Genomic DNA, 12703 nt, shown 5'->3' with positions numbered 1-12703 from the left:
ATTAATTGAGTTTTAAATAAACACGAACTAATATTACAAAATTAAAAACTCAATATTAAGGGAGTTAAGATATTGTTAAGAATGAGTTAGAGTTGACAGTTGAGAGTTGAGAGTTCGGAATCATAGTTTACATTAACATTTTATTATTTTTTATCTCAATAACTAATTAATATCTCAACTACTTCTTACTTACATCTGTCAAAGAATTTAAAAAAGCAATGACCTGCTTTATTTCTGTTGGGGTAAGGTTCAATTTATCCGGTGGTAAAGTCTGGTTGTTCATTTTCAGGCCGGCTCCTTCTCCTCCACCTTCGTTGTAAAAATCCAGAACTTCTTCTAAAGTACTGAAAGCTCCGTTGTGGAAATAAGGTTTGGTAAGGGCTATATTTCTTACGGTCATTGTTTTGAAAGAATTTTCATAAATCCATGAGTTTTCTTTCTTTACGGGACTGTTTACTCTTCCTTTATCTGAATCTAATTCTATCGACAATTGGTTTAAAGGCTTTTTGGTTACTCCTAAAACTTCAGATTCATTTTCATTATAAAAAGGCGGAACCAATCCTGAAAAATGTGGCGCAAAGTGACAGGTTGCACAATTGGCTTTTCCCATAAACAGGTTAAAACCTTTTTTAGCAGCCTCGGAAATATTTTTCTCATTTCTCATAAATTTATCAAAATCACTTTCGAAAGAATACAATGAAGCAACATAAGAACTTAATGCTTTGGAAAAATTTTCCCTGTTTATTTTACCATCTTTAAAAGCGGCACGGAAGGCTTTTTTATATTCAGGCTTTGTCTTCAGTTTTTTGATAATGCTTTCGTAGCTGGTATTAAATTCGTCTTTATTGTAAATGACATGTTCTGCCTGTTGTTCAATATAAAATGCACGCATATCATAAAAGAATCTTTTGGCAAATACTGCGTTGTACAGTGACGGCGAATTCCTCAATACCGTTTTTCCTTCTACATTGCTTTGGGATTTTGTTTTTAAATCGGTGAATGCATTTTCGGGTAAATGGCAGGTTGCACAGCTCATTCTGGCATTATCACTTAAATTCTGATCATAAAAAATATCTTTTCCTAATTTCCTGAGATCCGGATTATCTTCGGAAGACTTTAATAAAGTATAAAAGTACGGATCTAAAAAATCGCTGCTGAAAAAGTTTTTATTACTGACATTCCATCCGGAGAATTCTTTAAGATCATCCGGTTTACCATCCCAGTTTCCGAATTCTTCATATAACGGCTGGATAAAATCCTTATAAAATTCTATACGGTCAAAAGTTTCAAAATCTTTATTTTTTGACAGATAATCTAAGCTGTTGGATAAAATAGCATTGGCTTTCTGAAGATTGAAATTTTTAAAATAAGCATCATCATTGATGTATTTTTGAATTCCTGAAAATGCATAAGAAGCTTCTTCGGAAATATTCAGGGAACCGGGAGTATCAAAACCCGTGACTCCTAAGCTATAGATTCTTATCAGCTCAATCCGCAGCGGTAATGTTTTATTATTTCCTTTGCTCAAGCCGTTTTTAAGGGTACTTAAATAAAACTTCGAGTAATTGTTGTATAAAAAAACAGTGATTTCTTTTATCTTTTTTTTCTCTTCACTGGCTTCTTCAGAAAAGATCAGTTCGTCTAAAACCTGTAATCCTTCAGGCGGAAGTGTGTAGGCTGACGTTCCTGCCGCTTCTATGTGAAACAACGGAGCTGCATTCAGATGGGTTTTTGTAAATTCCGGATAGTGGTAAGCAATATAGAATTCAATTTCTTTGTAAGAATTCCTTGTATTGCGTAATGATTTCTGTAATTCTTCAAGAGGTATTTTATCTTCTGCAAACTGATCAACGTTTGTTTTCAGCTGTTCCAGTTTGTTTTTAAAATCAGTTAATCCTTTATTAACAACTGTATTTTCATTGACTATGCCTTTGTAAGGAGGATTAAAAGACATTACGGCAAAACCGATCAGTACAACGATAATACACAAAGAGGAATATCTCATTAATTTTTAGCTGCAAAAGTATCATTCCGAAGTTATCGCAGTTTTAAATTTAGATTAAATAATGTTTATATTTTAGATAAAGGATTTTTTATTAATTTTAAACCCCGAAACCAAATTCATTATACTGAAAAGCCATTGAAATTCCAAGGCTCTTTAAAATGATGATGAACGATTATTGGCAGAGGATTTTAAAGGATTTTTTCACATCTTAAACTAAAATATTAATTATGAAAACAAAATTATTGCTTGCCTTTGTGGTAAGTCTCTTTTCACTGTCCGCATTTTCGCAGGAAGCCAGTGAAATGGCTGTGTATGCAGAAAAGAAAGACAACAATTATTATCTGATACGCCTTGTAAAAGACAAACAGGTACCTAAAGTTTACGTTTATTCTGACGGAGTTACAAAACCTTACAAAAATTACACAGAGCTTAAAGATGTTGTGATGGATTTTCCGGGAATGATGGAAGCCAACACTTCAACTAAAGAAGAGCTTATTTCCGTATTAAAAAAGGGTGATCATTTTTATGAGATCACTTCCCAGAGAAAAGACCCGAACAATATTGAAAAAACAACGGTAACCGTTTACGAGGTGTTCAAAGGACAAAAGAGAATTGTTGAAGAATACGGTTCTTTGTTTGATCTTATCTCTTCTCCTTATAAAGACGCTATTTTTATTAACTAAAAAAATAATTTATGATCAATAAACTTGCAGCTTCAGAGCTTGTTCTGAATGATGACGGAAGTGTATATCACTTAAATCTTTTACCTGAAGATATTGCAGAAAAAATAATCCTAGTAGGAGATCCGGACAGGGTTCCCAAAGTTTCACAGTACTTTGACAAAGTAGAGGTTAAAAAAAACAAGAGGGAATTTTATACCCATACCGGAACATTGCGTGGTGAAAGGATTTCCGTAATGTCTACAGGAATCGGTACGGAGAATATTGATATTGTAATGAATGAGCTGGATGCCCTGGTGAACATCGATCTGAAAAATAAAGAGTTTAAAACGGAACATACAGCACTGGAACTTTTCCGTATGGGAACCTGTGGAAGTGTAAACCCTGATGTGCAGGTTGACAATATGCTTGTCACCCAAAATGTTGTAGGTTTAGACGGGTTAATGCACTTTTACCAGGATTATCATTTTGAAAATGAATTTTCTAAAAACTTTTCAGAGAAATTCCCTTATGAAAAAATAAAACCGATGCTCTATTTTGCTGAATGGGCTGAAGAAATGGCAGACTATTATAAAGATGCAAAATATCACGGTAACACAGCTACTTTCCCGGGGTTTTATGCACCACAGGGAAGACAACTCCGTCTGAAAGCTGTAGATGATAAATTCCTTGAAACATTGAATGATCTGGGAATCACCAATTTTGAAATGGAAACTTCTGCGATCTATGCACTTTCAAAGTTGCTGGGACACAAAGCCATTACGGTAAACAACGTTATTGCCAACAGAAGACGAGGGGAATTCTCCGCCGATCACCATGCTTCTGAAAAGAACCTTATTGAATGGGTACTGGAAAGAATTATTAAATAAACAAAAAGGATTTCAAATTTTGGAATCCTTTTTTACTTTCTATATTTTAAACACCCTCCAAATCAAAGGAAATTACACTATGATCTGATAAAGCAATCTTTGAGATGATCATTGACCATTCCCGTTGCCTGCATGTGGGCATAAACTACTGTAGATCCCATAAATTTAAAACCTCTTTTTTTCAGGTCTTTTGCCAATGCATCTGAAATTTCCGTAGTGGCTGGAACATCTTTTAAATGTTCCGGTTGATTGTCTATCGGTTTACCGTCAACAAATCCCCAGATATAGCTGGAAAAGCTCCCAAATTCTTTCTGAATCTCCTGAAATCTTTGTGCATTGGTAATGGTAGCCAGAACTTTGAGCCTGTTTCTTATGATTCCCGTATCCTGCATCAGTTCTTCAACTTTCTGTTCGGAGTATTTTGCAATCTTCTTATAATTGAAATTGTCAAAAGCTTTTCTGAAATTCTCTCTCTTGGATAGGATCGTGTACCAGCTCAATCCGGCCTGGAAGCTTTCCAGAATTAAAAATTCAAAAATGGTATTGTCATCATATACAGGCCTGCCCCATTCTTCATCATGATACTTTCTGTACAGGTCGTCTTTTTCACACCAGCCGCAACGTATTTTTTCCATAAGATCGTTATTTAAACAAAGATAGGCCTGATTTAGAAAATGATAACAAAAGATTATGAAAAGTTTAACAGAATCGTTTTCCGTTAGGAATAGTTCTTGTTTAATTCATAGCAACACACAAAATATCACATTATGAATAATTCAGAATATAACAAAGCGGAAAATGCAGTAAACAACACGGAGAACTCTTTAGAGAATGCAGCGGATAAGGCAAAATGGAAAATCAATGAATTGGCAGATAAAGCCCGGGATTATATTAATGAAAAAAGAAATAATGATCAGGAAGCCAGTCAGGAAGATTGGTTTGATAAAGTAAAATCCAATATTTCTGAAACCTGGGATGACGTTAAAGATAAAGCCAATGAAGCGTGGGAAAAAACCAAAGATGCAGCAGAAGATGTAAAAGCAGAATGGAATAAGAAAACCAACTAAAAATTTCAGTTATAAATATTTTCAAGAAAAACAGGGTCTTTTTATAGGGCTCTGTTTTTTTATTATGTGGTAAACACAAAATTATTGCTACATTTGTATTATAAATAAACATTAAAAAATTATGTCATACGGTTTACTTAAAGGCAAGAAGGGAATTATTTTTGGAGCCCTTAATGAACAATCAATCGCATGGAAGGTTGCTGAAAGATGTCATGAAGAAGGTGCCGAATTTATCTTGTCTAATGCTCCTATCGCTCTTAGAATGGGAGAATTAAACGGTTTAGCAGAAAAAACAGGTTCTGAAGTAATTGGTGCAGATGCCACTTCAGTTGAAGATCTTGAAAAGCTTTTTGATGCCGCTGTTGCAAAATTTGGGAAAATCGATTTCATCCTTCACTCTATAGGAATGTCTGTAAACGTGAGAAAAGGAAAACATTATACAGAAATGAACTACGACTGGTTGGAAAAAGGCTGGGATATCTCCGCTGTTTCTTTCCACAAAGTAATGCGTGTAGCCTGGGAGAAAGACTGTATGAATGAATGGGGAAGCATTTTAGCACTTACCTATATCGCAGCTCAGAGAACATTCCCGGATTACAATGATATGTCTGACAACAAAGCTTATCTTGAAAGCATCGCAAGAACTTTCGGAAACTATTGGGGTGAAAGAAAAGTACGTGTCAATACCGTTTCCCAATCCCCTACCATGACAACTGCAGGTAGCGGAGTAAAAGGATTCGGAGGTTTCCTTGGATACGCAGAAGATATGTCACCACTGGGCAATGCTACAGCTCTTGAATGTGCTGATTATTGCGTTACCCTTTTCTCTGATCTTACCAAGAAAGTAACGATGCAGAATCTTTTCCATGACGGCGGATTCAGCAGTTCAGGGGTTACTCAAAAGGTGATCAGTAAATATGATACTGAGAAGTAGTTTTAGAATTGCTTTTTAAATATGGAATAAGGCCGGAGCTTTTGCTCCGGCCTTATTATTTTAGTGTGAAAATATTAATTTGAATCGGCGGCACCTTTGGTGCCGCTGATTTTCAATTTAAGAATGCTGTCTTATATCATTTATAAATTTTCAGGCACGAGCGGGACGCTCGCACTTAATATGGTAACAAAACTAAAATAAATTGTATCTTTTTCTAAATGTATATCTGAGTTTGGATAAATATAAGAGGCATAATTAGAAAAACTTTTGCAAATAATAAAACAAAAGCCACTGCAAACTACAGTGGTTTGTTTTAATTCTAGGGCACGAGCGAGACGTTCATGTCAGCAGGGAAAACATTATATGAGTTTTCCTAATTAATAAAAACCGCCACTCGAATGAGTAGCGGTTTTTTGTTATGGTTTGTTTTTTAACACTTTATAGAAACTATAATTTCCTGAACCGTCTTGTCGATAAATCTGATAATCTTCAGAGTTTTTCGCCTTATAAATTGAGTCACCTATTTTTAAGTCGTTCTCATCAGAAGCATAAATCCAAAAAGTATAGTTAAAATCACTATCTCCAACAAATTTAGCAACTTTAGAGTTTTCGAATTTTCTATTAGATTTTATCTCTTTAATTATACCGGTTAGTTCTGAACTGTAAAATTTATTGTGCTTATTTAAATTCCAAAAAAATACAAATAATACACTTATACAAATAATTATTATAACGATAATAATATTTCTTTTGTTTAGCTCCATATTAATATGATCCTTTTCCTGTTACGGCACCTGTATAATCAGCCACTCTTATTTTTCCATCAAAACCAACACCCAATCTTGTATTAGAGAGCGTTACTCCAACCCCGACAGAACCTTTAGCTCCTCCAGCAACTTCAACAGAACTCGTAACCCAGATTGCTGAAGCTCTTTACCATTGTACTTATAATTATACATGCTTGCTGTTCCAAAGACTGCCTTGGTTTCTCGTGGGATATTCATCCCGAAAGGATAATAATTGTTTTCTTCAAGAGCTTCTGCGCTGCTGCTGTTATTAAAGTAGCTTACCCACACATTTCCTAAATGATCTGTGTAGTGGTAAAAGAGTATATTAATTTTGTCTCAAAAAAGATAGCAACTCCAGCGGGGGGGGATTTAATTTACAACAAAGAATTCGTCAATAAAATTTTGATCCTTATCTAAATATAAAACATAAGAACCAATATCTTTTCTTTTACATTCTATATTTATTTTAATCTCATAACTATTTAGAAATAGTTCATTCTTGTGGTATAAAACATAAGTAACACTTTTGTTTATTAACTGTAAATCTTCATCTTCACAAGATTCTTTTAACTCCTGTAAAACTTCTTCATCTTTTAAAATATTTTTTATATACTCGGATGAAAGCTTGAAGAAAACTTCTGTATCTATATTTTTGTCTAACATTTTTTATAAATTAAGATTAATGCCCCATTACTTTTTCAAAAACAATATGTCCGCTTGCATTTGGATTACCATAAATTCTGATATCTCCTCACTTACCTAATATTTTTATCTTGTATTGGTATCCTGTTTGTGCGGCTTCTGTTGCTGTTAATTTTATTATCCCTTGTTGTCCTGTTGGAGCAACTATTCCTTTGCTAATTGCATTTTTAATTTTGGTTTGTATTGCAGTATCTAAAGAATTAAAAACTTTACTGATTACCCAACCAGAAGTGCTTTTACCAACACCCATTTTAGCAATATTACCAATTTTCCCTTTTTTCAAACTAACCAGTAAAATTACTGTTGATATTATTACTTCTTCTTTATCTTCATTTTCTCCAATAGATTTAAGACTTTCCCATGTATCAGCTAAATTGCTTGGAACATCTTTAATTTGCCTCCACATTAAATTTAGATTTCCCATGAATCCATCTGCTTTTCCATACCTTGCATCTATAAGAGCTTGTTCATTTGGAGTTACAGGTCTTATGGGAGCCATTATAGTGGCTACTTTGTTTAAATCAATGTTTGTAAATACCGATTGAATTTTCTTATAACCAGTAATTACTACTTCTTGAATGTTTATCGGATTATTTACACCTCCTTTTGCATTTGGATTTATTTCAGGGTTTTTACTTTTATCTGGACAACCTTCACATGACTCACCAATCATTCCTGTTGGGTCATTGAAGAAAATTGGATTATTATATACATAAGAATAAGGACTGTAATGCAGTTGTAGCTCACTCAAATCATCTTGAGTTCCCCATCTCCCTAAATCCGGCATATAGAACCTCGCACCATAATCATACATTCCTGTCTCCTGTAATTCTTTACCGTTGTACTTATATTGATAAATAACCCCATAAAATACGAGGTCACTTATTATCTGCCACACGATAAAATCGTGCGGAAGCGGGGAATTATTTTACGACTTCTCCATTAAGTTTAAATTTTACATTGAAAACATTATCTCTAATAGTAATAATTTTTCTAATTCCTTCTTCTGTACCTAATTTCTTTAATACAGTTTCTCCTTTCTCAGCATATGAAAAATATTCATCTGAATAAAAATAAAGAGGTATTAATTTGCCTTGTAAAAATACCGATCTGTTTGAATGCTCTACCCAAAAATTTTTAGAAGAATCAACGCTACTCAAATATAAAATATAAGTATCTGTATTTTCTTTATCTAAAACTATATAAGTTTTGTCGTCCCAATTTCTTTTCTTAAGTTCTTTATTAAGAATTTCAGTAACAGGAGGTGGCAAGAAGTAGATTATATCTGAATTAGTTTTCTGTGAGTAACAACTCAAAAAACAAAAGTTGAATAGCAATATTAATATAATCTTTTTCATTATGGATATTTTTGTTTATTAACGAACTGATTTAAAGTTTCCTGACCTATATTATGAGCAGCTGTTGTTCCTGCTGTATTTGTAGTCCCATTTAGAATCACTCTGCTTATTCTATTTCCGCTTTTTTGGCTTCCGGTATATGAATCTACAGCATATATTGGCATTTTATAACTTTTAGATGTATTTGCATCTTGAGGTGATGTTCCAGGAATAGTTTTTGTATCTGTCTTTTGGGAAACATTATGAGTATGAACTTGAGATGCAGCAATTAAATTAGTTCCATCAAAATTCGTTTTTACAACATTTCCGGAAGCATCTGAACGAGAAGGAGTAGATATTACTGTTTCACCATCTGTTCCGTCAGGACCTCTTACAGAAGTTACTTGTGCAGTTGGAATATCTCCTCTTGTGACCTCAATACCAATCCAAACTTGTCTTTCTTTAGTTTGGTCAGCTATTGTTTCGTTGTTGGCATTATTGATATCTGAATTTATTTGAGTGTTATTTATTGTAATAATTGAACTGCTTGCCTGTAAAGCTGTTGTTGCAGTAGCTGACAAAGATCCCCCGTTATCAGAACTTATAGTATTCCAGTCGGTTCTATTTATTACTCTTACATTTTTTGTTGCAGCTCCATCACTTCCTAAATATCTCCCATTAACATCTAAATAATCATCCGGAGGTGTAGCAAACATTCCATCAGGATCAATAAATCTAATCGGATTGTCCCAAGCGTAATTATAAGGACTAAATCTTCTCATCTTCTCCGCCAATGGATCCACAACACCCCATCCCATCTACCAATATCCGCCATATACATTCTCGCTCCGTAGTCATACATTCCTGTCTCCTGTAATTCTTTACCGTTGTACTTATAACTTTTATATGCCGAAGGACTAAAGAAAGAGTTTCCTGTCTTTAAATGATTCATTCCAAAAGGATAATAATCGTTAGCATCTGTAATTTCAAGAACACCTGTGCTACCTTTTGAAAAGCTTATTCTTACATTTCCTAAATGATCTTTATACTATTTTTATTGTAAGGCACGAGCGAGACGCTCGCACCAACTTTTTTGATATAAAATCTCAACTATTTAAATACTATAACAAGTGATGTAATAAAGAGTATTAAATATATAAGAACAGGAATTAACGAATAGTACATCTTCTCATATATTCTTTTCATATAAAGTATTATAAAAACCAATATAGAAACAACAATATTGACAAAAACCAATATTGTCAGAATATTAGTATGAAACTCATAATATAATTTTCTATTTAAATCATAATTAAATAGAAAATGAAATATTAAATAAATAAAAACATTTACTAAAAAAAATAGTATTGGGATATGGTGAATTTTATTTTTCATTTTTTTTAATTTTAATAACCTGTGAAATTAAATCCATGAAAAATAGCTTTTTGATCTGCAGCAGTATCTCCCATGTTTCCTCTCATTAATTCATTTAAATTTGATCCGAATTTAACTGAATTCTTATCAAACCCATTTAAATGCATCCAACCGCCCCACATATAGTTTCCTCCATCGTATAAATTATATAAAGTATTTGACTCTCCAAATCTAAAATAGTCAGTTGTTTCAACTAAAGTATCTTGCCAAGGTCGTCTTCTATCAGTTGCGTACTCTGGATAGGTGTAGCTAGGTCCTAAAGCAGATGTGGCAAAGTCAGCTTTATCATAAGATTCTTTTTTAGCAATACCCAAAGCTGTAATTTTATGATTCATAGCATCATCAGAATCTCCTTCTTTTAAAGAAGCTTGAGCTTTCATATTATATCTCAATGCATCAAAACCAGCAGTTTTCATGAATTGAGCAAAACGTCCTTTAGATATAGAATGAAACAATTGCTCACCTTTATAGTATTTTCCAGGTTTTAAATTATCTTTATCAACTCCTTTTGGGTCATTAAAAAACAATTGTTTTCCTTTTTCATCAAAAAATCGATTAGACTTATTGTTGCGTACAATATTTGTAATCTTCCCCTTGCTGTTTACAGTAATATCATCAGTTGGGGTAAAGCTATCATTCATTAAATCATGAATAGTCATAAATTGATCAGGTTTTCTCCCATCTGGATCAATAAATCTTAAAGGATTATTAAAAGCATAGTTATACGGACTGTGACGGCGCATTTTTTCTGCTAAAGGATCCACCACACCCCATCTACCAATATCCGGCATATAAAACCTTGCACCATAATCATACATTCCGGTCTCCTGTAATTCCTTACCGTTGTACTTGTACTGATAAGCGTTCTGTGTAGTTGCTATATAATTGTGAAGCATTCCAAATGGGTAGTAATTATTGTTCTCTACAATCTCCCCGGGCTTCCAATTATCTAAACAACCTAATTTAGGCATGCATGTAGTTACATTATAATCTCTCGGTTGAATGATTCCATCTGCATTTGTATCGGTATAGCTTAATCTTACATTTCCCAAATGATCGGTAAAATTATACACATACTTATTTAGAAGGGCATCATAATAGCCTTCAGATGTAGGAATGATCCTCAGTTTCAATTCCGGGACTTCGCTAGGATCCGGATGGAAAGTTCCATTACCATCCCATGATTCTACTAAAAATGTAGATTTGTACTGGAACCCATCCAGATAATTGGTTTCTAAATCCTTAAAGAGCTTCTTTACTTTGACCCCGTCTGCCCTGTAAATGTGACTGGTCACGTCTGAGTTTTGGGTGATCTGTACAGGTAAATTTAAATAATTATATTGAATTGAAGAAATGCCTTTATCCAAATGTTTGGTCATATTTCCGTTACCGTTTGCATTTCCATTATCATATTCAATGGTGCTGTGGGTAGCCAGAGACGGATAACCTTTGCTGTTCCCTGTCTGCTCTTCGGTAACCTTTGTAAGCCTGTTGCCCGTATAATCATATTTAAGATTATCAATCATCAGGGCTGTTGTACTTCCAGCAAGAAGGGCTTCAGATCTTTTTAACCTTGTAATATTCCCATTAAGATCATACTCCAGTTTTTCAAAATATTCTCTTCCCGACTCACTTCCTGCCTTTTGATAGAAACCTGCTGTAAGCCTGTTAAGAGGGTCATAAACATAACCATATCTTTTCAGGGGTTCATTTTCCTGGGTTAAGGTTTTCCATGATACTTCGGCAATGTTGCCATTGTATTTAGGCATGACTTTTAACATGGTATCTGAAGCATCAGGAGTTTCTAAACCTTCTACTTGGTTATAATTGATTTTATAGCCGAATAAATCAGTTCCTAAAGTCACAGGATCGTTGATCTGTGTAAGCCACCCTCTGATGTTGTACTTATAATCAACCGTCTGTAAGGGTTCTGTAGCACTTGTTCCACCCACTTTCTTACTTTCTAATTGAGAAAGCTCATTGTATTTATTTTGTGCAAGGTACTCAACACTACCACTGTTTATCTGGTGGGTATGAGTTAGAAACCTGTTCTGATTATCATAGGTGAAAACTTCTTTAATGATCTTTTCCGTGTCTGCTGCCAGTCTCTTATGATAAGTGTTCACCTTTTGTGGAATGCCTGCAAAATCAAGCTCGGTTTCTGTTTTGGTATACCCGCCCAAATGATTGACTGTATGAGTCCCGATTACCCTGCCTCTCATATCATACCATGTGTAGGTTTTTGTCCAGTTATCATCTTCTATGTTTTTTACATAAGAGGCTACTGGTAAACTTTTGGTACTGACATTTGAACTTTGGGCATTCTGTGGCAATACATTCTGATTTAAAACCTGAGTCGGAATTGTTGGAGTACCCGTTGGGTAGGTGTCATAATAATTGATACTTAAAACTTTTGCTACGGTAGTTGGGTATACTGCATTACCATAGTATACAGTCATTCCACTGTTTGTAAATCCTGTTGTATTTCGCTCTTCATTAGAAGGCTGTCCCTGGTCGATATAATAGTCTGCACTAAACTGAACCTGCCCTCTATTAAACTGGGCTCCAATGTCAGCTGTACCCGTATAAACCACTCTTGAGAATTTATCGTATTTTGTAAACAGCCAATTTCCGGATACTTTCATATTGGCATCCTGGGTCATAATTAATCTATCCTGTTTATCGTACACCATATATTCCCAACCTTTTCCAGGAAGTTTCTTTTCTACAAGGCGGTTTCTGCCATCATAACGGTACTGATAGCAGAAATTGCATTTTCTGTAGCACTCAAAACTTTTCTAACTAATACCACCTGACCCTGTCCGTTCTTGAATTCAATGGTTTTATTTCCATCTTCATCAGTAATGGTATTTTTATATAACGAACT

Annotated in this window: 14 protein-coding genes; 4 read left to right on the top strand and 10 right to left on the bottom strand. The window is 34.2% G+C overall.

The genetic code is table 11. The annotated features are described in order from the left end of the window. Positions 1-178 precede the first annotated feature (178 nt). The gene (locus AB8P06_RS09975; protein ID WP_369841020.1) at positions 179-2005 is read right to left on the bottom strand and encodes a cytochrome-c peroxidase; all 1827 of its coding nucleotides are present in this window, start codon (positions 2003-2005) and stop codon (positions 179-181) included. Positions 2006-2232: 227 nt separating this feature from the next. On the opposite strand from AB8P06_RS09975, the gene AB8P06_RS09970 reads away from it, so the two are divergent. Beyond that, on the top strand, positions 2233-2688 hold the full coding sequence (locus tag AB8P06_RS09970) for a hypothetical protein (RefSeq protein ID WP_369841018.1): 456 nt from the start codon (positions 2233-2235) through the stop codon (positions 2686-2688). An 11-nt stretch (positions 2689-2699) separates the two neighbouring features. After that, positions 2700-3554: a nucleoside phosphorylase gene (locus tag AB8P06_RS09965; protein WP_369841016.1), complete on the top strand. Its 855-nt coding sequence runs from the start codon at positions 2700-2702 to the stop codon at positions 3552-3554. Between the two features lie 77 nt (positions 3555-3631). Here the strand turns inward: AB8P06_RS09965 and AB8P06_RS09960 are convergent, their stop codons facing one another. Continuing rightward, the gene (locus tag AB8P06_RS09960) at positions 3632-4189 is read right to left on the bottom strand and encodes a DNA-3-methyladenine glycosylase I (protein ID WP_369841014.1); all 558 of its coding nucleotides are present in this window, start codon (positions 4187-4189) and stop codon (positions 3632-3634) included. A gap of 132 nt (positions 4190-4321) precedes the next feature. Here AB8P06_RS09960 and AB8P06_RS09955 point away from each other — a divergent pair, with 132 nt between their 5' ends. Together AB8P06_RS09955 and AB8P06_RS09950 are read left to right on the top strand one after the other, a co-directional pair. Then, entirely contained in the window at positions 4322-4621 is a 300-nt protein-coding gene (locus tag AB8P06_RS09955; RefSeq protein WP_369841012.1) for a hypothetical protein, read from the top strand. Between the two features lie 121 nt (positions 4622-4742). Beyond that, positions 4743-5555 carry an enoyl-ACP reductase FabI gene (locus AB8P06_RS09950; protein ID WP_369841010.1) on the top strand — a complete coding sequence of 271 codons (813 nt, stop codon included), beginning with the start codon at positions 4743-4745 and terminating at the stop codon, positions 5553-5555. 416 nt (positions 5556-5971) lie between these two features. On the opposite strand, the gene AB8P06_RS09945 is transcribed toward AB8P06_RS09950, so the two are convergent. From AB8P06_RS09945 to AB8P06_RS09910, 8 genes are all read right to left on the bottom strand, one after another. Then, positions 5972-6319 carry a hypothetical protein gene (locus AB8P06_RS09945; protein ID WP_369841008.1) on the bottom strand — a complete coding sequence of 116 codons (348 nt, stop codon included), beginning with the start codon at positions 6317-6319 and terminating at the stop codon, positions 5972-5974. 93 nt (positions 6320-6412) lie between these two features. Next, on the bottom strand, positions 6413-6631 hold the full coding sequence (locus AB8P06_RS09940) for a hypothetical protein (RefSeq protein ID WP_369841006.1): 219 nt from the start codon (positions 6629-6631) through the stop codon (positions 6413-6415). Between the two features lie 81 nt (positions 6632-6712). Continuing rightward, on the bottom strand, positions 6713-7006 hold the full coding sequence (locus AB8P06_RS09935) for a hypothetical protein (RefSeq protein WP_369841004.1): 294 nt from the start codon (positions 7004-7006) through the stop codon (positions 6713-6715). Positions 7007-7094: 88 nt separating this feature from the next. Then, positions 7095-7943 carry an RHS repeat domain-containing protein gene (locus tag AB8P06_RS09930; RefSeq protein WP_369841002.1) on the bottom strand — a complete coding sequence of 283 codons (849 nt, stop codon included), beginning with the start codon at positions 7941-7943 and terminating at the stop codon, positions 7095-7097. 25 nt (positions 7944-7968) lie between these two features. Further along, positions 7969-8403: a hypothetical protein gene (locus AB8P06_RS09925; RefSeq protein WP_369841000.1), complete on the bottom strand. Its 435-nt coding sequence runs from the start codon at positions 8401-8403 to the stop codon at positions 7969-7971. Continuing rightward, positions 8403-9200 carry an RHS repeat-associated core domain-containing protein gene (locus AB8P06_RS09920; RefSeq protein WP_369840998.1) on the bottom strand — a complete coding sequence of 266 codons (798 nt, stop codon included), beginning with the start codon at positions 9198-9200 and terminating at the stop codon, positions 8403-8405. The genes AB8P06_RS09925 and AB8P06_RS09920 overlap by 1 nt, the downstream gene beginning before the upstream one ends. Then, the gene (locus AB8P06_RS09915) at positions 9161-9334 is read right to left on the bottom strand and encodes an RHS repeat-associated core domain-containing protein (protein ID WP_369840995.1); all 174 of its coding nucleotides are present in this window, start codon (positions 9332-9334) and stop codon (positions 9161-9163) included. The genes AB8P06_RS09920 and AB8P06_RS09915 overlap by 40 nt, the downstream gene beginning before the upstream one ends. Before the next feature lie 454 nt (positions 9335-9788). Beyond that, positions 9789-12509, bottom strand: coding sequence for an RHS repeat-associated core domain-containing protein (locus AB8P06_RS09910; protein ID WP_369840993.1), 2721 nt, complete (start codon positions 12507-12509; stop codon positions 9789-9791). Between the last annotated feature and the right edge of the window lie 194 nt (positions 12510-12703).

This window comes from Chryseobacterium tongliaonense (genome assembly GCF_041224435.1).
GTDB lineage: Bacteria > Bacteroidota > Bacteroidia > Flavobacteriales > Weeksellaceae > Chryseobacterium > Chryseobacterium tongliaoense.
Note: the sequence above shows the minus strand (reverse complement) of the source record. Positions and strands in the feature narration are given on the sequence as shown.

Bases quoted from the DNA above. Each gene is read 5' to 3' on its own strand.
- AB8P06_RS09960 (WP_369841014.1), bottom strand. From the start codon at position 4,189: ATGGAAAAAATACGTTGCGGCTGGTGTGAAAAAGACGACCTGTACAGA.
- AB8P06_RS09955 (WP_369841012.1), top strand. From the start codon at position 4,322: ATGAATAATTCAGAATATAACAAAGCGGAAAATGCAGTAAACAACACG.
- AB8P06_RS09970 (WP_369841018.1), top strand. From the start codon at position 2,233: ATGAAAACAAAATTATTGCTTGCCTTTGTGGTAAGTCTCTTTTCACTG.
- AB8P06_RS09935 (WP_369841004.1), bottom strand. From the start codon at position 7,006: ATGTTAGACAAAAATATAGATACAGAAGTTTTCTTCAAGCTTTCATCC.
- AB8P06_RS09920 (WP_369840998.1), bottom strand. From the start codon at position 9,200: ATGGGATGGGGTGTTGTGGATCCATTGGCGGAGAAGATGAGAAGATTT.
- AB8P06_RS09950 (WP_369841010.1), top strand. From the start codon at position 4,743: ATGTCATACGGTTTACTTAAAGGCAAGAAGGGAATTATTTTTGGAGCC.
- AB8P06_RS09965 (WP_369841016.1), top strand. From the start codon at position 2,700: ATGATCAATAAACTTGCAGCTTCAGAGCTTGTTCTGAATGATGACGGA.
- AB8P06_RS09925 (WP_369841000.1), bottom strand. From the start codon at position 8,403: ATGAAAAAGATTATATTAATATTGCTATTCAACTTTTGTTTTTTGAGT.
- AB8P06_RS09975 (WP_369841020.1), bottom strand. From the start codon at position 2,005: ATGAGATATTCCTCTTTGTGTATTATCGTTGTACTGATCGGTTTTGCC.
- AB8P06_RS09915 (WP_369840995.1), bottom strand. From the start codon at position 9,334: ATGAATCATTTAAAGACAGGAAACTCTTTCTTTAGTCCTTCGGCATAT.
- AB8P06_RS09945 (WP_369841008.1), bottom strand. From the start codon at position 6,319: ATGGAGCTAAACAAAAGAAATATTATTATCGTTATAATAATTATTTGT.
- AB8P06_RS09910 (WP_369840993.1), bottom strand. From the start codon at position 12,509: ATGGTGTACGATAAACAGGATAGATTAATTATGACCCAGGATGCCAAT.